At 37.5% G+C, this 22620-nt stretch carries 21 protein-coding genes; all 21 read right to left on the bottom strand.

What is annotated here, in order from left to right:
* Positions 1–325 precede the first annotated feature (325 nt).
* Positions 326–529: a hypothetical protein gene (locus tag PUH65_RS00115; protein ID WP_305517827.1), complete on the bottom strand. Its 204-nt coding sequence runs from the start codon at positions 527–529 to the stop codon at positions 326–328.
* 321 nt (positions 530–850) lie between these two features.
* Entirely contained in the window at positions 851–2035 is a 1185-nt protein-coding gene (locus PUH65_RS00120; protein WP_305517828.1) for a glycosyltransferase family 4 protein, read from the bottom strand.
* 53 nt (positions 2036–2088) lie between these two features.
* Positions 2089–3072: a glycosyltransferase family 2 protein gene (locus PUH65_RS00125; RefSeq protein WP_305517829.1), complete on the bottom strand. Its 984-nt coding sequence runs from the start codon at positions 3070–3072 to the stop codon at positions 2089–2091.
* A gap of 227 nt (positions 3073–3299) precedes the next feature.
* Complete coding sequence (locus tag PUH65_RS00130) at positions 3300–4184, bottom strand: glycosyltransferase family 2 protein (RefSeq protein WP_305517830.1); 885 nt, start codon at positions 4182–4184, stop codon at positions 3300–3302.
* Positions 4184–5278, bottom strand: coding sequence for an EpsG family protein (locus PUH65_RS00135; RefSeq protein ID WP_305517831.1), 1095 nt, complete (start codon positions 5276–5278; stop codon positions 4184–4186). The genes PUH65_RS00130 and PUH65_RS00135 overlap by 1 nt, the downstream gene beginning before the upstream one ends.
* A gap of 147 nt (positions 5279–5425) precedes the next feature.
* Complete coding sequence (locus PUH65_RS00140) at positions 5426–7240, bottom strand: acyltransferase family protein (protein ID WP_305517832.1); 1815 nt, start codon at positions 7238–7240, stop codon at positions 5426–5428.
* A 55-nt stretch (positions 7241–7295) separates the two neighbouring features.
* Positions 7296–8387, bottom strand: a complete 1092-nt coding sequence (locus PUH65_RS00145) for a hypothetical protein (RefSeq protein ID WP_305517833.1) — start codon at positions 8385–8387, stop codon at positions 7296–7298.
* Positions 8380–9588: a glycoside hydrolase family 88 protein gene (locus tag PUH65_RS00150; RefSeq protein WP_305517834.1), complete on the bottom strand. Its 1209-nt coding sequence runs from the start codon at positions 9586–9588 to the stop codon at positions 8380–8382. Before PUH65_RS00150 ends, PUH65_RS00145 begins: the two co-directional genes overlap by 8 nt.
* Positions 9585–10742, bottom strand: a complete 1158-nt coding sequence (locus PUH65_RS00155) for a polysaccharide pyruvyl transferase family protein (protein ID WP_305517835.1) — start codon at positions 10740–10742, stop codon at positions 9585–9587. The genes PUH65_RS00150 and PUH65_RS00155 overlap by 4 nt, the downstream gene beginning before the upstream one ends.
* A gap of 12 nt (positions 10743–10754) precedes the next feature.
* Positions 10755–11732 (bottom strand): glycosyltransferase, encoded by a 978-nt coding sequence (locus tag PUH65_RS00160; RefSeq protein ID WP_305517836.1) that lies wholly within the window; start codon positions 11730–11732, stop codon positions 10755–10757.
* Positions 11729–12787, bottom strand: a complete 1059-nt coding sequence (locus PUH65_RS00165; protein WP_305517837.1) for a hypothetical protein — start codon at positions 12785–12787, stop codon at positions 11729–11731. Before PUH65_RS00165 ends, PUH65_RS00160 begins: the two co-directional genes overlap by 4 nt.
* Before the next feature lie 21 nt (positions 12788–12808).
* Entirely contained in the window at positions 12809–13780 is a 972-nt protein-coding gene (locus tag PUH65_RS00170; protein WP_305517838.1) for a glycosyltransferase family 2 protein, read from the bottom strand.
* Positions 13777–14886 carry a glycosyltransferase gene (locus PUH65_RS00175; RefSeq protein ID WP_305517839.1) on the bottom strand — a complete coding sequence of 370 codons (1110 nt, stop codon included), beginning with the start codon at positions 14884–14886 and terminating at the stop codon, positions 13777–13779. Before PUH65_RS00175 ends, PUH65_RS00170 begins: the two co-directional genes overlap by 4 nt.
* Positions 14887–14916: 30 nt before the next feature.
* Positions 14917–15927 carry a glycosyltransferase gene (locus tag PUH65_RS00180; RefSeq protein WP_305517840.1) on the bottom strand — a complete coding sequence of 337 codons (1011 nt, stop codon included), beginning with the start codon at positions 15925–15927 and terminating at the stop codon, positions 14917–14919.
* Positions 15924–16868 carry a glycosyltransferase family 2 protein gene (locus tag PUH65_RS00185; protein ID WP_305517841.1) on the bottom strand — a complete coding sequence of 315 codons (945 nt, stop codon included), beginning with the start codon at positions 16866–16868 and terminating at the stop codon, positions 15924–15926. Before PUH65_RS00185 ends, PUH65_RS00180 begins: the two co-directional genes overlap by 4 nt.
* Positions 16868–17788, bottom strand: a complete 921-nt coding sequence (locus PUH65_RS00190) for a polysaccharide pyruvyl transferase family protein (RefSeq protein ID WP_305517842.1) — start codon at positions 17786–17788, stop codon at positions 16868–16870. The genes PUH65_RS00185 and PUH65_RS00190 overlap by 1 nt, the downstream gene beginning before the upstream one ends.
* Positions 17789–17856: 68 nt before the next feature.
* On the bottom strand, positions 17857–18747 hold the full coding sequence (locus PUH65_RS00195; protein WP_305517843.1) for a glycosyltransferase: 891 nt from the start codon (positions 18745–18747) through the stop codon (positions 17857–17859).
* Between the two features lie 70 nt (positions 18748–18817).
* Positions 18818–19918 carry a DegT/DnrJ/EryC1/StrS aminotransferase family protein gene (locus PUH65_RS00200; protein WP_305518404.1) on the bottom strand — a complete coding sequence of 367 codons (1101 nt, stop codon included), beginning with the start codon at positions 19916–19918 and terminating at the stop codon, positions 18818–18820.
* Positions 19911–20378, bottom strand: coding sequence for an acyltransferase (locus tag PUH65_RS00205; protein WP_305517844.1), 468 nt, complete (start codon positions 20376–20378; stop codon positions 19911–19913). Before PUH65_RS00205 ends, PUH65_RS00200 begins: the two co-directional genes overlap by 8 nt.
* A 1-nt stretch (position 20379) precedes the next feature.
* Entirely contained in the window at positions 20380–20778 is a 399-nt protein-coding gene (locus tag PUH65_RS00210) for an FdtA/QdtA family cupin domain-containing protein (RefSeq protein WP_305517845.1), read from the bottom strand.
* 4 nt (positions 20779–20782) lie between these two features.
* On the bottom strand, positions 20783–22045 hold the full coding sequence (locus PUH65_RS00215) for an ABC transporter ATP-binding protein (RefSeq protein ID WP_305517846.1): 1263 nt from the start codon (positions 22043–22045) through the stop codon (positions 20783–20785).
* Positions 22046–22620 lie beyond the last annotated feature (575 nt).

The raw sequence follows: 22620 nt of genomic DNA on the forward strand, positions 1-22620 counted from the left end.
TTCTCATGCTTTATCGTGGGGGATTCCTAGGGGATGGGTGCGGGATGGGTGCGGCGGGTGGTGATTTGGTGATTTGATGATGTGATGATGGGTGCGGGATCTGGTGATGGATGCGGGGTGCGGGGTGTAAAGCTGCGACATCTGATTTTAAATCTGAGTGATTTGGTGATGCGGTGAGGGATGAGGGGTGCAATGCAAGGTGCAAGGTGCTGCTTGTAAATTCTTAGACATCGGATCTGCGAGATCGGATGCGAGGTGCGGGATGAGCAACAATAATAATCACGGATTGCAAATCCGCGACATCAGATGATTATAGGACTGGTATTTAGCTGATAATGAGTTCTCGTATGGATTCGTAGGGTATGCCCATATAGGTACAGAATTCCTGGACGGTGAGGAACTGGTGTTCGGGTTTGTTGAGTGCCAATTTGATTTTTAGGATCAGATCACGGCTGGAGCGTTCGCTCTTGCCCGTGATGAGCTGGACATCTTTGGGATAAATGCAGATTCTGGTGATACGTGATTTCATGGTTGGAGGTTTTGTTTGATTCACAAAGTTTATTAAAGAGAACGGTACCTGTTCCATAGAAATACGGTAGTATGGATTTTTAGTTATTAACATTCAGTGAATGTTAAAAGGGTAACTACCCCGTCAGTCGGGGGCCCGACTGCCACCCCTCCAGAGGAGGGGAATAAACCCGTCTTTTTTCAGGGTACTTGAATAAAATAGAGGTCGCATGGGTCTTTATGACACCCCTAAAAATCCTTTTTGAAACACACGCTCATTCCCCTCCCCTGGAGGGGCGGCGCTTCACCGCAGGTGAAATGCCGGGGTGATCTCTCCTCACAATCATCCGATTTCCGGCAACCGCTCCAAACGCCTATACTCCTCCAAAAGTGCTTCCCAGACCCTATCCTGCCTGTAGCGGCTTTCGACAAGGAATCTTGTGCGTTCCCGCATGGAACGATAAAGGTTACGGTCACCTGCCAGACGGTGCATGGCATTTTCAAGAGCAGCACTGTCTTTTACCGGAATAATCAGTCCGTTGGTGCCCTCCTCTATAATTTCGGTACTGCCGCTGATGTTGGTTACAATACTTGGCAACTCCATGGCTCCGGCCTGCAGCACCACATTGGGGAAACCTTCCCGATAACTTGGGAATACGAGCGCATTACTCAGCGCAAAATAAGTCCGGACATCCTGCTGAAACCCAACGTTGATGATGTTAGGGTTGGTATCAATTTCCGATAATACAGCAGACTTTAATGGATCAAGGTGCTGTTCCAAAGAGCCCACGAGAAGGAGTTTCACACCGCCGACACCTGTCGCAGCACGGTCGCTGAGAGGAGTAGAAGCGAGGTTTTTAAAAGCGGTAACCAGTTCATTAATTCCCTTGTCCCGAACCAAACGTCCGACGAAGACAAACACAAAATCATCATCTCTGATTCCAAGCTGATGGCGCAGGGTTTCAACGCTTTCCGCGGCTACAGCAGGCCGGCTGAAATATTCGGTATCCACTCCGTTGACATTTCCGTTTGCCAAAATTTTCAGGGGCTTTTTGGTAATGCGGTATCGTTCGAGATCTCCCTTTACCCCATTGCCTTCAGGATAAATATGGGTAGCATAATGGCATAAAACACGATCCATCCAAATAAGCAATGTCTGAAAATGGCCGGCTTTATGGGGAAAAATGAGTCCGGTAAAGGTATGCATTCTCACCGGCACCCCTGCCCATTTACCTGCAATCATGGACAGCAGCCCCGCTTTTGGGGTAATGGAATGAATGACATCTGGTTTTTCTCTCTTAAAAAAGCGGTATAACCGAATAAGCGACATCACATCTTTCAGCGGTGATATCTGCCGCTCCATAGCGATAGGATGCACTTTTACCCCTTCCCTTTCCTCCACCTCATCCAGTTCCGAACCCGCACCCGATATTGCGGTCACGTCATAAAACTGCCGCAGATAGCGCAGCTGCCCATTCAGCAGAATATTGAGGGACATGGAAACAGTGGAGATGCGGAAGAGTTTCAATAGTTTAGATTTAAGGTTTAATGAAAAAAAAAAAAAAATAGAATTATTTTTTTCTATTTTACATAATAATAGAGTAACATTGATGTAAGTCTAAATCCTAAAATAGCGTTGACTTTTCGAACCACTTTTACTTTTTTGTTCAAATCATATTTCAGAATGTTTCGTAAGTCATATGTTTCTTTGTAGATTTGACGATCTGCTCTTAATTTTTTGCTACAGACATTGTAAAGCAATGTTAAATATTGCACCGCAAAGTAACTCATATAAATCTTTCTTTTATCGGCTGATAAAATATGTGACAGAACCATCGCATTCTTAATCATGGTTATGATGTCTTGAACATGTGCTTTGTCAACAGTAGCTGTAATGGAATCAATTCTTTGTTGCCGATATATATATGCTTTACTATTATAACACGTCATGCGCGGCATGAGATAAAGGATATTGCCGCACCATTCCATATCTTCGCTTCGGATACCCTTCTTAAAAAACAATTGATTTTTCATAACAAATTCCTTGCGAATACATTTATTACATGCACTGGCAATAAAAAGATCATTCTCGATCATGCTTGGGATTATATCGCTTGGTTTCATTACAATTACCTGCAATATAGAATAATCCCTTGTATCTTCAACAAATTGCTGTTTAAACTGAAAATATTTAGTCCACCCAAAATTTATCACATCTGTTTCTGGATTTGAGCCGATGATTTTGGCAAGATTACCTAAAAAGGCATTATCATTCCAGTAATCATCACTATCTAGAAACAACAAAAACAAACCTTTTGCAACCAGGATTCCTGTGTTGCGGGCATCTGATAACCCTCTATTATTTTGTTGTATAACGTTTATTCTTGGATCAATTAGTTTATAGGTTTCGCAGATACTTGCGCTTTTATCGGTGGAGCCATCATTGACAAGTATTACTTCAAAATCATTAAATTTTTGATTAATTACGCTATCCAAACATTCTTTTATATATTTTTCAACATTGAATACCGGGATGATGATACTGAAGACTGGCTTTCCTTCCATTTTTTTGTTGTTTGTGAAATTTTAAGTAAAGTAGCGGCTAATAAAAATACTTGATTCAGAATTAGTAACTCTTAGATTTTAAAAACTTGCAGACCTTTTGATGTACTGGACATGAAAAAAGTTGATAATGTAAAAAGACTTACAAATACGTTCGTAGAGCATTCAAAAAAAATTCTGCATATGAGGTAAGTTACACAAAAAATATAAAGCCTTGTAGTTTAAAGTTTTCATATTGTTTTCTTTTTTCTAATATAAAAATACAATATAATACCCAGAGGAATTGACAGTATTGTTAATACTTTCCTTGGAGAAGTAGCTACAAAGTTCCATTTTTTTGCAATAATTGAATCAGCAACATAATGTATATTCTGCCTAAAGATATATTTCATTGGCACAAGCGGATGGGTCATAAACAGACGCCGCAATTCTGCAAAACTGTTAGGACTGTTCCAGTATTGGTTAAATATATTAGCTGTCATACCGTCAGCCTGATATTCAACAAAACAAAGATTTTCACGCAGTAAGAGCAAAGGATAGTTTTTATCAATTTTCATGAATAGGTAGATAGGATTGAAATTCTTTTCTCCTTTAAATGTAGGCATAGGAAATACTTTCTTCAGCAGATCTGTTCTATGGATCATTTTCACATCACCATAATGATTATACTTATTTTTTAAATCAACAATTCTCAACTCTTTTACATTCGGTAATTCTCCACCAAGTGGTAAATCTTTCCCAATTGGAAAATCATACCCTAAAATACCTGCATATTCATCAGAACCAAATTTCTTCCAGTGATCTATGATTACTTCTACGCCATTATCGGGCATAAAGTCATCAGAATCAATGCAAACAGCAAGTTCTGTATTAAGATATTCAATGGCTTTATTATAAGCTGTATGCAGACCACCATTTTCCTTGTAGAAATAACGAATAAAGATTTTCTCTTCATTTATCCATTTTTCCACCAACGTGTCAGTACCGTCCGTCGAACCATCATCAATAATAAGCCATTCAAAATTTGTAGATGTTTGTCTGCATAAAGCATCGTAGGCACGTTTTAGGAGGTGAGCCCTATTAAAAGTTGGAGTATAAACTGTTAGTATTTTCATTATCCTCGTAAAAACATAAAATAAGTAAATAAATAATAAAGAGTTATTACAACCCCAACTACCCGATACTGGTTGGGGAACATTTTATACCTCAAAAGAGGATAAGCAATTACAGGAGCCATCAGAAACCAGGAAAGATAGGCAAACCGGTTGGAAAAGTTGGCCCGGATCACCAGGATCCAAAAAGCATTTGCAATCATGTAAGTTCCCCAAAGATGAATATAAAACGTATCAGTGATCTTCCTCTTAAAGATAAAATACCACCCGCCAAAAACCGCAAAGGAGGAATAAAAAAGGAAATCCCACCGAAAACCTGTGTAAGCAAAAGCATCCTTATATTTATCAGACTGGGTAAGATAATCCTGTGGTCGGGCATCATCACCAAAACCCAAACCCAGGAAAAAACTTTCCCAGAAGCTGCCTCCTGCTAAAGACAGCGGGATAGCCGTAAGCCAGATATAGAGATACGCTTTCGGATTTTTGTAAGTCCCTGAAACCAAAAATGCTGCAATTGTAATGAGCAAGGAGTTATGAATACCGAAAGCCAGAAACATGCATAAATAGCTTATTACCTTACGCTCGTAAAAATAGAGGGCCAAAACAAAAACTGATGTCGCAAGACCATTACGTACGCCATTGGTACCGAAAGGCCAGAACATATAAGAACCAATAAAAATAAATAAGACGTAATACCAGTAAGACCCACAGTATTTCCTGGAAAACAGATAACAGGGCCAGGTATAAATAAAAGCACACAACAGGAACCAGGTCTTCACCCCCATGATTTTACTGCTGTAAATCATAAAGTAATTAAATAAAAAATCAGTTTTAATGGATATGGTCTGTCCGGCTTGCGCCATTTTGAAGATGGCAGCATAAGTACCCATATCTCCAAATATAAAATGGATCGGTCTTGTTCCGATATATAAAATAATGAACAACAGAAAAACATTACCGAAGACAACCGAAAACGTCTTGGTATGCGGATCAAACAGGTCATTCTGATAGGAATGAAAAAGCGTGATGAGCATAATGATCATCAGTATATTAAAATAAACAGCTGTATAACTGCTAATGGGAATCCAGTCGAACAAAGTTGGTCTTTAATTTATAATTTTCAAAAGCTTATTAGGTTTCTCAAAACCCTCCATTATAAAAACTGACAATTTTATAATGCTGTAAAAATATCTAATTTTATTAATATGTGCCTACTTTTAACGGCGTTCACACAATTCTGTTTATTATTTGTCCTTAATTTCAGTTAAAAATTTCATAAAATCCTTTTCCAAATCCTTTGATAATTTTAGCGCTCCAAACTGATTGAGATGAAGGCCGTCAAAATAAGCCACCGTATCATTGATGTAAGGAGCGTTATCAAAAATTTTACTTTTTGCTACGTCATAAACAAAAACATTCGGATATCTTTTTGCAACATCATGTAACAACATTCTGTTTTTTTCATTATTTGTTTTAATGAAATGGTAACTGTTAACTTTTTTGAAGCCATTGTTTAGTTTGATTGGATTTTTATCTACAATGGGAAAAGTAGAGATTAAAATTAACTTCTGATCCGCCTTTATTTGATCTGCCAGAGAATAAAGTGCTGAAGTAAGGGAAGGTAAGCGCTCAAAACCGATACTGTTTATAATAATGATTTTATTTTCTGCGATCAGCCTTTCAGTAGTAGCTGTTAAAATGTTTGTCTCTTCTATTTTGTCCTGTTTTTCGAGAGGAATATCACTTTTCTTTATTCCTTTTATCGCTGGGTATGTATTCCGCGTAAGCGTAAAAAAAGAGAAATGATTTTTTCGGCCTATCTCGTTGAAGAAAGGTTTTAGGGACAAAGCATGACTGTCTCCAATCAGAACAATGCTGTCATTTCGCGAAAGATCTCCTAACTTTTCGACGCTATTTTGATTATGCGATTTTAAACCGACAGCAGGCGAAGAAAATGAAGCCGGTATTTTATTTTGCTCTGAAATTTTAGGCATAAAACCGCAAAGCACCAGGAAAAGAAAAGACGAAGAAATTAAAGTTTTAAAAAACAGGGTGTCATTTTGTTTTCGAAATTTACTTTCAACAAAGCTGTAAGAAACCCAGGAAAGCACATAAGTCAGTACTGAAATAAAAAGAATCGTCTTAAGATCAAACAAATATTCGTCAAATCGGTATCGGATAACGGCCATTACCGGCCAGTGAAAAAGATAGAGCGAATAGGAAAGCTGACCAAAATGAACCAACCATTTGCTGCCAAGCAATTCACCCATCACATTATTTCTTACACTGAGCAGAACTGCTGCTGCTAAAGTGGGGATTAAAGCTAAAAAACCGGGAAAAGCTGAGTTTTCTGTAATAATAGCTGTACACGCTAAAAAAACGACACAGCATCCAACAGCTAAAATGTTATTTATTTGGCGGCTGAAATTTATCCCCTCTTTAAAAAGGACAGAAAACAGAGCTCCAACCAAAAACTCCGGTATTCTTGCCAACAATGAAAAATACATTTCGTTTTGATGATGATGTAGGATTTGAAACGTACTGTAAGCACTTAAGAGCAATATCATCCCTATTAATACAAGAAATAATTTTTTCCGGAAAAAATATAGAATTAATGGAAGAATAAGATAAAACTGCATCTCAATGGCTAAAGACCAAGTATGAAGCAAAGGGTTTTCACTCATGGACGCTCCAAAATAATTGGATCCTCCCGCAAAAACCTGATTAGATACGAATAAAAGACTGCGCAGTAAAGTACCCCTTATGGTACCCATATCGAGAAACAAATAAAAGTACAGGCTGGCAAAAGCCACTGCAAAAAGCATAAACAGGTATGCCGGTACAATGCGCTTGATCCTCTTGATAAAAAAATTGATGAAGTCAAATTTATGATGTTTAATTTCATGGAGGATAATGGAAGAAACCAAATACCCGGAAATAACAAAAAACAGGTCTACACCAAGAAATCCCCCAGGCAGCCATTCCTTGTTAAGATGAAAAACGAATACCAGAAAGAATGCAATGGCTCTTAGGCCCTGAATGTCATTCCTAAACTGCATTTTTGAAAACTTTATTTATAGTCATTGAATATTTTCTAATTTGTAAATTCATCACTTATAAATCAACCATATCCTTAATAATTGTCTTAACAGGCTTTCTCGTTACCGTAACATGCACATCCCCTTCCCCTGCAAAAAACAAAATTTCATCATCCACCCTTAGGACTGAAGATATATAGCGTACACCAGGGGTTCTCCCCCGCGCGCCCATTCCGGAAAAGACAGGCTTTGAAGACATTCGTTCCGGAATCACCGTCGCTTTGTTAATCAATACCACCCAGTGATAATAACATCTGCCCGAAATTTTATTAGCAATCTGATGAACGATCATCAGCCAATAGTTTTCATCAAAATCAACCGGATTGGCACTGAAAGAAACCATGGTTCCAAAACCGCCCGGATTAGTAATTTTACTGGATAAGGGTTGATTGATAATGCTTTTAAATTCCAGATTATTTTCATTTTCCAATCTTAAAACCCGGAAAGGACTGATGGAATAAAACAGTAACAGTTCATTTTCCGACTCTTTATACACCCAGTTTTTTTCAAAATTCTGAACAGGAAAATCGACCTGGGGAAAGCCGCAAAACCTGAAAGTCCTTGCTTCGTTTTCCAAAACAGAAAGGGCTGACTTCACCGCAACCTGATTGTCAACTCCATCCACCGGTCCGATCATCACCAGGCTGTGGTTGACCATTTTGCGGCCTTTCCACCAGAACATGCGGGTGTCTTCGATCGCCCACCGTTCCTCCTCAGGAAAATCCAGAATATCAGTGATGATATGCTTTTCCTGTATATCCGTTTTTTGGTCAAGGAGAAACACGGTGGGTTTTCCTTTTAAATAAAATTTGCGTTGGGTTCCTCCTGTTTTGAACCACGGCACCAGCTGTCCTTTCGCAACCATAATGATACGGCCGTTCTCCAGCAGTACGCCCGGATTAAAAACCGCACCGAAACCCAGCGTTCCAGGTTTTGCAATCACCTTTGAACGCATGACGTGAAGAATAAATGCCGGATTCCGCGTCAGATTTCCTGCCGCTACTTTTCGGAATTCGAATGAAAAATCAATCAGCTTCACCAAACGTCCTTTTAGGTTTGGGAATCTGTTGATCTGAAGAAGGAGATAATCGTTGATATCTTTAAGCATTTTTTCTGTATCGCTGCCTTTCTAAAGGGGAGCTAAAGTTTGATTTTAAAGTGCTGTACATTTTCAGCGCCCGCAAAAGCATGCCTTGTGCAAACGGCATGATGTCCATCCTTTGCGAAAAAACACCAACGTCTACGGTATCACCCTGACAGTAGTCCAGCGCACCGTCTCTGCGGGTATAGGCTTTCAGTTTCGTCAGGCATTTTTCCAGTGCTTCAGAATATTTCTGATCCTGCGTCATCTCAAAACACCTGCCGTAAAAGTAAGCAAAAACAGCGGTAGCTGAACTGTCGTAAGGTTCTCTGTTCTGAAGAAAAATACCGAAACCTCCGTCTTCACGCTGAAACTGAAGATAATAATCGGCAGCATTCAGAACATGCTGCTGAAGCTTTTCTTTTTCCGACCCCACATGGAGTTCCAGATAAGTATCCAGCAGACCCAAAATAAACCAGCCCGTTCCTCTTCCCCAGCCATACACGCCCACCGGTAAACGGCTTGCCAGTTCGTAAGAATGTACCGGCAGCAGGGTATCCTTAAACATTCCGTTTTCAATAAACTGCTCTAACTGCCTCACTGCAAGGGCCGAATACTTTTCAGTTCCGTATGTCCTGTCATAAAGCACAAGAAAAGGACACACCAGTCCCAGCGTATCAATATACCTGATATTCTTTCTCGATGAATAAGCAATGAGGCCGTCTTCACCGGTCTGCTTCTCAATCACCTGAATCACCTCGTCCATCGCCGGCTTTAGAAAATCTGCTTTGTCATTATATTTCAGCAGCCCAAAAGCTAAAATCGCAAAATCAACATTTTCAGGCTTGACTTTCCATTTCCCATTGTCATTAATGAAATGACTGATGGTTTTTTGTCTGGAGACTGCTGAATCCTTTAAGGAAAACTCCGAAACCCCGATCAGCAGTCCGCCTGTTTGCCAGGCCTGTACCCAGCTTCGGGTAAATTCCCCCTCCATCATATCCAAAAGCAACAGATGTCTGTTCTGGGTAACAGGTACCGCAGGAACTGTCGGAAGCCATGATGCGCCTTTATTGAACACCTTATCCATCCATTCCTCTTCCTTCTGCCATCTTCCGATTTTGTATCTCGGATAACGTTCCATCCACCAGTAATAGGCATCTACACTCAAAAAAATCAGTGCAATAAAAAAAAACAGAAGTAACAGATAAAAACTTATCTCCATCATATGATTTCCTTTAGAAATTCTGCAGCTTTCAGAGCATGTGCTTTATATTCCGGCATGGCCGTGCGGTAATGTTCTCTGATATTCATCTCATTTTCGGTCAGCCACTGAAAAGAACCAATAAGTTCGCGGTCAGTTTTAAAATCCTGAACCGGACACACGTAATGTTCATGGGTTCCGAAGAGGTCTTTCGCAATCCCTTTGGCTTTCATGGAATATCCAATAACAACAGTAGGTACTTCGGTAGAATATGCCGCAATAGTAGCATGCGTTCTTGCGCCCATAAAATAGCGGCATTCGGAAATAAACCCTTTCAGGTCCGAGCAGTTATAATCGTCCACCCAAACCATCCTCCCTGAATCTTTAAATTTTTCATAAAGCGGTTTCATCGCCTCGCGGTCATCATTTCCGGGTACCACAACATGAGGGATCAGGGCAATCTGCAGATCGGTTTCCGAAATAATATGCTGAACTAAATGTTCGAAATTTTTAAGGATGAGCGCGCTGTTGCCATATTTTAAAATCAGCGGACTCAGATTGATTCCTACCGTTTGGCCTTTGATAAAGTTTGGGGGAAGCTGAACTTCATTTTTGAGAAGCTGAAAAGCCGCATCAGGACACAGCCTGATTTCTGTGGTAATACCGTTCTTTTTAAGCGCATCAAAAGTCAGGGTTTCCCGGGCAATGATCATATTGTACCGGTTAAGATCCCCCGTAAGATCCGGGATCAGGTGATCATCAATGGAGCATCCCCAAAGGACCGTTTTCGCACCTTTCCCCTGCAGTATCTGATTATAATCCGCAAGTTCCCAGGTTCCTTCATAGGTATAATTGTCACCTCCAATCGAAAGGCAGACATCGCCCTTTTTAATTTTTGAAAAAAAGTTTCTTTTTCGGTATTGGGTAACCAAAGTGGTTTTATTAAAGATTTTTACCTGTAAAGCAGAAAACAAATAAGGAATACGGTATTTTTTGATCGTCACCGGTTGATCACTCTGCACCTCCACAATCTCATTAAGGCGGTACTTGATTTCATCTTCGGGAACAAAAGAAAACAGTCTTAATTTTTGCCGCAAAACTTCATTCGTCCCTCTCACAATGGCTTCACAGCCGTGGTTACGGCTGCCGGTATGAAAATATAAGTTGATTTTTTTCATTAATAATAATTCTTAAATGCCGATGTTAATTCCATTTCTAAATTTCGCAAATAAAACAGGTGCCATAAAAAAAAACTGATACCAGAACTGCTGCTTAAATGTCCACCCTTTGAATGCAGTCTTCGTATGATAAGTTTTCACTTTATTAAGGATATTTTTTCTGCTGATCATTCCAGGATCAATTTCGCTGTGTTTTGTAATTTTCTGATAATGCCACATCGAACCCTGTAGAAATGATTTTATAGCCAAATTTTCAAGTTGGGGAAAATGCTCTTTCATATAACAGATTCTTTCTTCAACAGCTGACAGTCCATCCAGTCTCGTCAAATTATAAGGCCTTCCCATATTGCTTTCCACATGGGTTCTGTAAAAATACAGCACTTCATCGCGTTGTACCATTCTTTTGGCATTGCCGATGATTTGGAAAGCCCAGAAATCATCTTCGTGTTTTTTTCCCGGCGGAAAAGTAATTCCTTTGTTCACTTCTGCCGTAAAAAGCTTATTACAGGGCATTTGTTTTATTTCCTCTTTGATAAGGAGCTCCAGTGCTTTTGCGGTGTCATATATTTTTTCTGCCGGTTCACCGGAATATGGGTGCTCTCCTATTTCATTGATGTTGGCGAATCGGATAAAATCACATTCCACAATATCTGCCTCATTGTCAATCAGACTCCTCAGCATCGTTTCATAGAAATGGGGTGCAATGACATCATCGGCATCAATGAAACTGATGAAATGACCGGTTACATTCTGCAGACCGGTGTTTCTCGCAACTGCAACACCAGCATTATCCTGATGGATGGCCTTGATTCTATTTTCTCTTAAAACATAGTCATCCATTATTTTACCGGATGCGTCGGTTGAGCCATCATTAACTAAAATAATCTCCAGATTTTTGTAAGTCTGGCCGATGATGCTTTCAATACAGGCTGATAAATATTTCTCAACATTATAAACAGGAACTATAATACTTATTTTATTCTTGATCACCTTAAATCAATATTTAATTTATTACATATTTTTAAGATAACTGCACTGGGGGTAACATGCTTAAGACAATAGTCTTTTGCTCCTTCTTCCAATTTTTTACGATAGTTTTCATCATGCAGTAATTTTTCCACCGCGACATCCATTTCATTCCTATCACTTACAAAATGAATATTTTTGCTATGTACCAAATCTTCCGGTAAAGCATTTTGAAAAGGGGTGGAAATAATAGCTTTACCCATCGCCAGAAATTGCCCTAATTTCCAGCCGTGACAGTTATGAACAGCGGGAGTATTGAACACAAAAAGTGATTTTTTAGTTTTCGCGATATAATCACTAAGCAAATATCTTTTACTGATTGTTAAATCTTTGAATTCGCTGAACTGAGGATGATTCCGGTCATTCACCCAAAAACCCCCTTCAAAATCAATCGCTTGTTTTCGGCAGCTTTCAATGTACATTTTGCGGTACCGGTTAGTACCCGTGATGCAGTTGGGGTGGGGCCACAGACTTGAAACAAAAAACACATAGTCCCTATTCGGCAGTTCTGCGGTCGTAGGTCTGGTGAAATCTTCAATTCTAAGCTGTTTGATCTGACTTAAATACGACCGGAAATAATTCTTTAAAGAAACCTGAGGTGAAAACCTCAACTTTAACAGATTAAAAAAGCTGTGGTATAATGCTTCAATAGAAGTCCACATTTTTATTCCGAAACCTGGTGAAATGGAAAGAATTTTTGTTTTAAACTGTTCAGGCAATTTTTCAGGATTGATATTCACTTTTGCATACAAATCGCACCAGCGGTATGCATTTTCCCTTATCGGGCTGTCGTCTCCAAAATCAATGATAATCTTACATAGCGTTTCCCTGTTTTTAATCACCAATGCCATATAAGAATCATAGGACCACGCTTCATTTTTTTTATCAAGTTCCTGAAAATAGTGGCTAGAAAATGTAACATTATTTTTTCCAAAAACTTCATATAATCCTTTTATATAATAAGAGGAGTATATAATATTACTTGAAGGATCCAGATATACTTGATACTGATCAGTCATAACTAAAACTTTTTAAATGAATTATTTCCATTTCTGGTTTTTGGAGTATACAAGATTATAAATAAACATAAATCCGTCATATAAAAGCGGATAGTCAAGCAGTAAACTTTTTAAGGTTCTGATCCTTAAACTCATTTTCGAGAAATCTATCATCCGGATTTCCCTGCGGAGCTCTCCAGCGAATTCGCTCTTAAAATAATTTTCTGATTTAAAGATTTTCAGTATATTTAGTATCTTTCCTGCATAAAAAAATTCTGTCGCATTCCTTATTTCGGGATCCGTCAACTCAGTTTTTATACGTTTGGCAACTATATATACATCGCATGCATGTTTTAGAACTTCCGAATTTCTGGACGCCGATCCCGAAACAAACCGATATCGATATTTTACAACATCTTCAAAGACACTTTTATTAGCCTTTTTAAAGGCTAAAATATTGAATAAAAGATCTTCATTCACTTTTACATCTGCTGGAAAAAAAACATTGGTCAATATCACCTTCCTGTATAATTTGTTCCATACTCCTGGTTCCACCTTTTTCCCCGTCAACAGCGCTTTCAATGCTTCCACTTTGTTATGAATCAGCAGATCACCAGAATCGTGAAATTTAACCGTTTCATGTGGCTTTACGAGTTCGAATCCACAGTGAGAAATGTCGGCATCATATTTTTTAATGTTTTTATAGAGCAACTCATAAAGATCTTCTGCCGCCTGGTCATCAGCATCGATAAAACCAATATAATCTCCTTTGGCTGCGATTAAACCATTGTTTCGAGCAGTAGAAACGCCCTGGTTTTCCTGATGGATGACCTTAATACGGGAATCTTTGGCTGCCAGTTCCTCTGACAGCTTGGCGGTACCGTCTGTCGACCCGTCATTAACGATAATGAGTTCAATATTGGGGTAGGTTTGTTTAAGGATACTCCCTACACTCTCCTCAATAAAACGCTCCGCATTATAAGCCGGAAGTATAACACTGATCAGTTCACTCATATTTCATCCAATAAATTTTCAACCGCTTTCACGGTATTCGCCGTCGAGAAAAAGCTACCTCTCAATTTTGCCTGGCTACGGTAATGATCCAGCAGTGTGCGATCAGATAGCATTTGTTTCATCCCTTGATATATTCCTTCTGTCGAGTTTTCGGTTACAATCCCATACTCATTATTTTCACCAAGCATTTCCAGGGCTCCGGAACAATTCGTACTTACTACTGGGATTCCTAAGATTAGGGCCTCGGAAACCGCCGTGCTAAATCCCTCAGTGTGTGATGAGCATACATATAAATCACATTTGCTTACATACTGATAAGGATTTTGGTGAAAACCCAAAAACCGGAAGCTTTCACTGACTCCTAACTCTTTGGCCTTTTTTTCGAGTTTTTCCTGCTCTGGGCCAATACCCAGGATATTAATGTGGTGGGGCAAGCCTTCATCCATAAGCTGCTTATGTGCAATAAGCAACCGGTCAAATCCTTTTGGTGCTGCAATTTTTGCCACTGAACAAACCTGAAGGATTTCTTTCTCAAACACATTCTCCACCGGTTCCAATCCCAACTTCCTGATCTGATCTGTTTCATTGGTATTATAAAGTACTTGTAAAGGAACTTTAGTAGTCATGTTTTTTTTAAAACATTCCCCAACTGTTTCAGAGACAGCCACAATCCTGTCAAATTTCTCGTAGGCCTTTCTGGCAGAATTTACTGAGATGAATCCGACACTGGCTTCCTTTTCATTATTAAGTTCTATATGTATCCACGCAATTTTCTGGATTTCAGGATTTTCACAACCTGAAATAATCCTTGCTGCAGGACCTTCCAGATAAGAGACCACTATATCGTAGTTTTCTTTTATGAAAAAGCGGTAAAGTACCTTGGGTGAAAACAATTTCATCAGCAGCGAATTGCCTCGAAAGACTTTATTAAATCGCGACCGGTATTTTACATGGGACTGAAGAAACTGCTTATTAATGCCCTCGTCAAAAATGGAATAAAGCGTCACATCGTACTTTGTTGGGTCCAGATTATTCGCCAGATTCACCAGCACCTTTTCAGCACCGCCGTGCATTAAAGTAGGGATGAGGAAGAGAATTTTGGTCATTATCAAATTATTATGGCAGTAATTTCGTGATTACTTATGAACAATCATTTTAGACTGTAAAAGTTTTTTATAAATATAAGTTTTAATTCTGTATTCAAAAACTTTTGGTGAATGATAAGCGAAAAATAAAAGCCAGTGAGCCTTAAAAAAAGGAAGGCTTTCCTCTAATTTGTCTGCAATATATTCGATGTTAAGTCTTTTCATTTCTCTTTTTAGCATTTTGAAACGTGAAAGTGAAATTGTTGGAATTACATTGACCTTCATCATCATTTCTATCGTCACATAAAATGGTCGATCATAATAAACGACTTGCTTTTCTGTAAAAATATCCTTATTGGCTTCAATTAGCCGTTTAATACACCATAATTGTTCTATCATTCCATCGAAAGCTTTTTCGCTTTGTGTCGTTTTGGAATTTGAAGTCGAAATAATTCCTTTCCTGTATTTGTAATATAGCGAGCGTAAATAGCCACATCTTTTTGCAATGGCATGTACTTCTATATTAAAAAGAGAATCTTCAGCGATGGATATTTTCAAGTTAAACCTTATGTCTTTAATCAATTCTCTCTTATAAAATGCAACAATGTATCCTCTCCTTTGATGTATAAAACCATCCAAAATTTCCCCCGTTTCAGAATTCATCTTAAATTCTCCTGTTACTTCACCGCGTGCATTGATATAAGTGATTTTTGGATACAAAAGATCTAAATTATTTTCTTTGATATAGGTGACCTGCTGTTGCAGTGAGTTTGCATAAATCTCATCATCTGAATCTACAAAAGTTACATATTCCCCCAGAGCCAGATCTAATCCCGTATTTCTTGCTGCAGAAACTCCCTTATTTTCCTGATCAATAAATATGATATTATTGTACCTTGCTTTAAAACTTAATATGATTTCTCGGGAACCGTCCTTTGAACCGTCATTGATCACAATGATTTCATAATCTGATTTAGGCAGATCCTGATCACATACACTTTGCAGGCACTGGCCAAGGTATTTTTCGGAATTGTAAACAGGGATAATGATGGATAGTTTCATTTTTGCGAATGATAAATTAAGAGTTTACTGATAGCTGAATAGGTACCCAGACATTTGCCCAATTTTAATAAATATCTTAATGATCTGTTGGGAGACATAGTTATCATGAGATCAAAATGTTTCTTAATAATTTCCCTAATTTCTCTTTCTTTTTCATTTTTATCAAAGTGTACTGCATCATAAAGTCCATCTAACATTCTTTTGAACACATATGTCATATTTTTAAGATAATACTTTGTGGGATAGTAATGCATTTCTTCCTCTAAATATTCGTATAAATACTTGGCAGAAAGGTAATCATTCTCTGTACTGCTTAAACCGCAATCTCTATGTCGATAATAATAACGGGGGTTAGCAGCCGTTACTATTTTTTGGGTGAATTTTAAGTAACAGATATTGAACAAAGCATCTTCACCAAAATGAATCTTATTATTAAATTGCACCTTATTGCCTTTGATTATTTCTGATCGATAAAACTTACCGCATGGACCGGGAAAATGGGGATATAATGTAAACTCATCTAAAAAGCTATTCTGAATATAAATGTTTTCTTCAAAATGAAGTCCTTTGTTAATTTTGTTTCTATTTACCCGATCTGTTGAAAGTATTATCCAATCCAGATCAGAAAATTTTGACAGAATATCAAAATAATTTTCACTAATCCAGTCATCACTGTCAACAAAAGTAATCCATTTACCTTTTGCATGTAATAACCCTACATTGCGTGCTGCGCTAACCCCTGCATTCACCTGATGAAATACAGTCACTCTATTATCTACTGTTGCATATTCATCACAAATTTCTGGACTTTTGTCACTGGAACCATCATTAATCAAGAGCAATTGAAAATCAGTAAACGTCTGCTCCAATATGGAATTTACACATTGATGTAAATATCGTTCTGCATTGTATACCGGAATAATAACTGTTACTGTAGGCATTATGAAAATTTAATTTGAATGTCTTCAAATTTTCTATTTAAAACGAACGGAAAAGCTTTTAATAAGGATATTTGTGTTAATGCCAACTGTTGTGTTTGGGGCAATCGCTGGCTGACAGGTACTGACTCAATAAGTTTCAAATTTTCAAGCAGGTCTGTCGAAATTAAGGAGGAAGGTATTGATTTATATTCTTCAAGTCCAACTGATGAAAAATAATCCCTAAATTTCACATCATCGCCATATAGTTTTTTGTCATGATCGGTACACCATATTGAAGGAATCCCGTAAGCATGTGATACAATTATTCCGTGGAGAGAAGTAGAAAGTGTATTCTCACACGAACAAATTTCATTAATGATTTTCTCAATAGGATCCAACAGATTTATGACCAACATATCTTCTCCCGAGATAGACCTCATTTTATTGTAATGTCTATGGTGCGGTATTACGCCCAATTTAAATTTTTTACTCCATTCAGGTTTATAAATTAGTGGCAGCAGAATAGCGGGGTCACCAACTACATCTGGTACTTTATGTCCCAGTTCTTTTAATCGAAGCTGAGTATATTTCCCACGAACAACTCTGAAATCAGCATTTTGGATTTTTGATTTCGTTTCAATGATTCCGGCTCCCCACACGATACATTTATTATAGGTAATATGTTCCAAGACACTTCCAATTGCCACTAACACTACTGGTCTCACAATGAAATAATAATATATATGCCTCACATAATTTGCAAAAGATATTTTTCTTTTTAGGTATCGATGCGTGAAAGTTTTAATGTAAGTAACAGAGTCTAGTTTAAAGTCATTAAAATCCAAATAATAAACTTTTTTTCCTGAAAGTCTCTCAATAATAAAAGGATTGAGTTCATCACCAAAATTACCATGACCTTCGTGGTGTCGATACCAGAACAAATTTATCTTTTCACTCATGTCTTGTATAAATAATCAATTGCTTTTCCAATGCCACCATTTCTTTATTATCAATTTTTATTTAGGACTATTTTTAAAAATTCAATAATTTTATCTTTAACTTTATCTCTTATTTTTTTCCTCTTAAGTCTCGAATTTTTTCGAATTTTCAACCCTTTTTTTAAAGCCAAATACTCTTTGTTGGAAATATAATTCTGCTTTAGCGCAAAATTCAAATCCCTTCTATATTGTGCAAAAATAGCATTAATACTCATCAATACAATATTTTCCGGTGAGCTGACATTATTACCATGAATTCTATACTTAACCATAATTTCATCCAAAAATGCCACTTTTTTATTTAAAAGGAAAGCGCGAAAAAGCAATGGGGTATCCTCAGTAGGACAGGAGGAATTCAATAGTGGAAAAGCATTGATAAGTTCTCTGGTAAACGTACGGGTGCAGCCATATAAATGCTGATAAGATGCTGATAAATAATACTCTAAACCGTAAATTGCCTGCTCTCCTATTTTGAAGTTTTGCGAATTATTGTTTACAGATAGATGATTGATTTCCTGCAAGTTAGACCCTGTCGCAACTACAGTAGGATTTTTTACATAAAAATTGACGGTATTTTCAACACGCAGTGGTAAAGAAATATCGTCACCCGCACCTAAGAAGATAAATTTTCCCTGACAGATTTCATATAAAATTTTATTAACATGACGAACCAGACCCAGATTTTTTTCATTAAAATTTACAATAATCTTATGAGGTCCTTTATAGTTTTTTGCTATTTCATTAATAATATCTTGTGTTCCATCTGTGGAAGCATCATCACTAATGATAATCTCTAAATTATTGTAGGTTTGCGACAATGCACCTTCAATAGCTTCTTCAATATAATTTTCTTGATTATAGGTAAACAAACAAAAGCTCGCTAAATCACTTTCTGTATTCATGATCGGGTCATCATTTAAATTTGCCGGTTAAACGTAATAGCATACATTTTATTATAATAATCTATTGTTACTAAAACAGATTACATATCGCAATTACTTTTTCTACTTCCTCATCCTCCATCACCGGACTCATCGGCAAACTTAAAACTTCTTCATGAATTTTTTCCGTAATTGGAAAAGAAAGATGGTTGTAATATTTGTAGGCTTTTTGTTTGTGTGGTGGAATCGGATAATGGATCAATGTCTGGATTCCATTTTCTAAAAGATATTTTTGCAACTGATCTCTTTTAGGAGTTCTGATCACAAAAAGATGCCAAACATGTTCATTGGAATTTTGTAGCAATTGTGGAAGCGTTATTTTCTGATTTGTAATTTCTGTACAATATCTTTCCGCTATTTTCCGACGTTTGTCATTATCACGATCAATGTATTTTAACTTGATCTCTAAAACACCTGCTTGAATTTCATCTAAACGACTGTTTAGTCCCTGATATTTATTGATATATTTTTCTTCAGATCCGTAATTGGCTAAAGTCCTGATCGTTTTTGCTAAGAGGGCATCTTTGCAGGTCACGGCACCCGCATCACCTAAAGCTCCTAAATTTTTACCAGGATAAAAGCTAAATCCAGCAGCATCACCGAGATTTCCAGTTTTAATTCCGTTCCATGCCGCACCAATTGCCTGGGCATTATCTTCAATAATTTTTAAATTGTATTTTTTTGCTAAAGTTTCCAACTCTTCAGACCAACAAACCTGACCGTATAAATGAACCACCATGATGGCTTTTGTTTTTGGCGTAATCAACGCTTCAATTTTCGCCAGGTTCAAATTGTAGTGATCGATGCATGGTTCTGCAAAAACGGGTTTCAATCGGTTATCTGTAATCGCGAGAATAGATGCAATGTAAGTATTTGCGGGAACAATAACTTCATCACTCACTTTCAATTGTCCCAGTTCTAAATAGGCTTTAAAAATAAGCCGCAAAGCATCTAAACCGTTGGCAACGCCAACCGCATTGGGAGAACCGATAAATTGAGCCAGATTCTGTTCAAAAGATTTTACCTGATCACCCAGCAGATACCAACCGTTGCGAAAGTTCTCTAAAAGTCTCGTTTCGATTTCTTCCTGATATTGAAGATTGATTTTTTGAAGGTCGAGGAATTTAATCATCATTTTTTCTTAAAAATTTCGCAGGATTTCCTATCCAAATTTCGTTTGCGGGAATATCTTTCGTTACAACGCTTCCCGCTCCAATTAGTGAGTTTTCACCAATAGTTATTCCTCCCAATATGGTAGCATTTGCACCAATTGACGCTCCTTTCCTTATCAAAGTTTTACGCAACTGAAAATCTGCATTTTTTGATTTGGGAAAATGATCATTGGTAAAAGTGACGTTGGGTCCAATAAAAACATGATCTTCTAATGTAATTCCGTCCCATATTTGAACACCTGGTTTTATAGTAACATTGTCACCTATTAAAACTTCATTTTCAATCAATACATGGCAATTAATATTGCAATTTTTTCCAATCTGGGCATTTTTTAAAATCACGCAAAACTGCCATACTGAAGTATTTTCACCGATTTTATCTGTTTGAACTTCTGACAGGGGATGTATTTTTATAGCCATTTTATAATTCAAAAAAAGTTTTATAATCACGGATATAATCTTCGGCGATATATTTTTCAGAAGCTATACAAAGTAATACAGCGCTATGCGAAAATTTAATATCCCGCCAAATTAATTTGGGAATATATAATCCTTTATCTGGACTGTCTAAAATAAACTCTTCTTTATTTCCTTTTAAATCTTCGGTCGTAAAAGTGATGGTGCCAGAAACCGCAACAATGACTTGCTCTAAATCATAATGCGCATGTCCACCTCTGGTAACGTCTTGAGGAGTATAATATGTCCAATACACTCTTTTAATTTCAAAAGGAATATTATCGGAATTTTCAGCCACCGAAATATAGCCTAAATTAGGACTACCGATTTTATTTAATTGTAGAAAATGTGGTTTTTGCTTCACTTTACTATGATATTATATAATTAAAGCTAGGCCTTACAACTCCTGGTTGAATACTTAGATTGTTACCAATTTTGATATTTTCCACTTCGAAACCTACAATTTCTTGAATTATCAATAATGGTATTTGTTGATTCTTTCCGAAAACTAATTTAAAATAATAATTACCTGCATTTAAAAAATTTCCTGGTATTAAAAACTCAACATGATATTCTTTAACCTTTGAATCGTAATTTTCTGAAATCAAAGCCCCAGTTTTGAAGACTGTCATTTCTTCGTAATTTTTCAGTTCAAAAGTAGCGTCTAAGTTTATATCTTCTGTAAAATTAAAAAACGTTAAACTCACCTTTATTCCAGAGGCGATATCAATAAATTTACCTTTGCCTGGTTCTACTATAAATTCAGTTAATCTTATTTTCTCATTTCCTAAAGCTTCTTCAATTTTTCCTTCATGTTTATAATGGGATCTTTTTTCAGAATCTTTCTGATACTCATAAATGGTATCGTGAACATTTCCTTTGTATAATATCTTTCCTTGATTTAATAAGATCCCATTTCCACATAATTCTTTCACTGCTGTCAAATTATGGCTCACAAACAAAACGGTCCTGCCTTCGCCCTTACTCACATCGCCCATTTTGCCCAAACATTTTTTCTGAAACTCAGCATCCCCTACCGCCAAAACCTCATCTACAATCAATATTTCAGATTCCAGATGCGCGGCAACAGCAAATGCCAAACGTACATACATGCCAGAGGAATAGCGTTTCACCGGGGTATCGATATAGCGTTCTACGCCGGCAAAGTCCACGATCTCATCAAACTTTCTTTTGATCTCTTGGCGGCGCATTCCTAAAATAGCACCATTCAGAAAGATGTTTTCACGGCCCGTCATTTCGGGATTAAAACCGGTTCCTACTTCGAGCAAAGAAGCAATCCTGCCCTGTACTTCAAAATGTCCGGTCGTGGGTTTGGTCACGCGGCTTAACAATTTCAAAAGCGTCGATTTTCCCGCCCCGTTTCTACCGATAATTCCGACCGCATCGCCTTTTTCAATTTCGAAATTAATATCTTTCAAAGACCAAACGTATTCGCTTTCGCCTTTCGCAGTACGGTCGTTGCTCTCCCCAATCTTCAAAAAAGGATCTTCTTTGCCCCGGAGTTTTGCCCAAAACCGATTGAGATCATGGGAGAGGGTGCCGGTGCCGACTTCGCCAAGACGGTATTGTTTGGAGATGTTGTGGGCGGTGATGGCGGTGTTGGGATTCAATTGATCGTAAGTTTTAGGTCAGTGAAATGATAGAGGATAGACGGATAGAGAATAGATAATAGATGGGTGGAGGTTGAGGCTTTTTTTATTTTAGATCATGGATTTGATTGTTTTATGAAATTATTTACAAATTAAGCATTAAGTTTTTAATTAAACAATGAAGTTCTTTAAGATTTCTGATGGAAATAGGAGTGATTGCTTTTTTTCTTACTTGTTTTTGAGTCGAATAACTTTCTTATGTTCTTTGGCCTTGAAATCGAAGATTCGACGTAGTCAAACAAAAGTAACCAAAAGTTCAAGACTGGATCTTTTTGCTTCACCGATTTCTATTGTTTTCAATGGAATCGGCGAACCTTTTCAAGGTTTTTCTTAACGCAAAAAGCTCCTAAGTCGATATGGGTAAATTTAATTAAGGCCTACTGGTGGCTGAGCCTGTCGAAGCCACGTGATTTGAAATAAGTTTTAATGTTAATTTCTTTTACTTTTTACTTCATACTTTTATGCTTTTTCAATGGAGTCGGCGAACCTTTTACAAGGGTGGGGCTTGAAACATAAAGTGATGGATCGAAAAAAAT

It is taken from the genome of Kaistella sp. SH40-3 (assembly GCF_030686865.1).
Lineage (GTDB): Bacteria > Bacteroidota > Bacteroidia > Flavobacteriales > Weeksellaceae > Kaistella.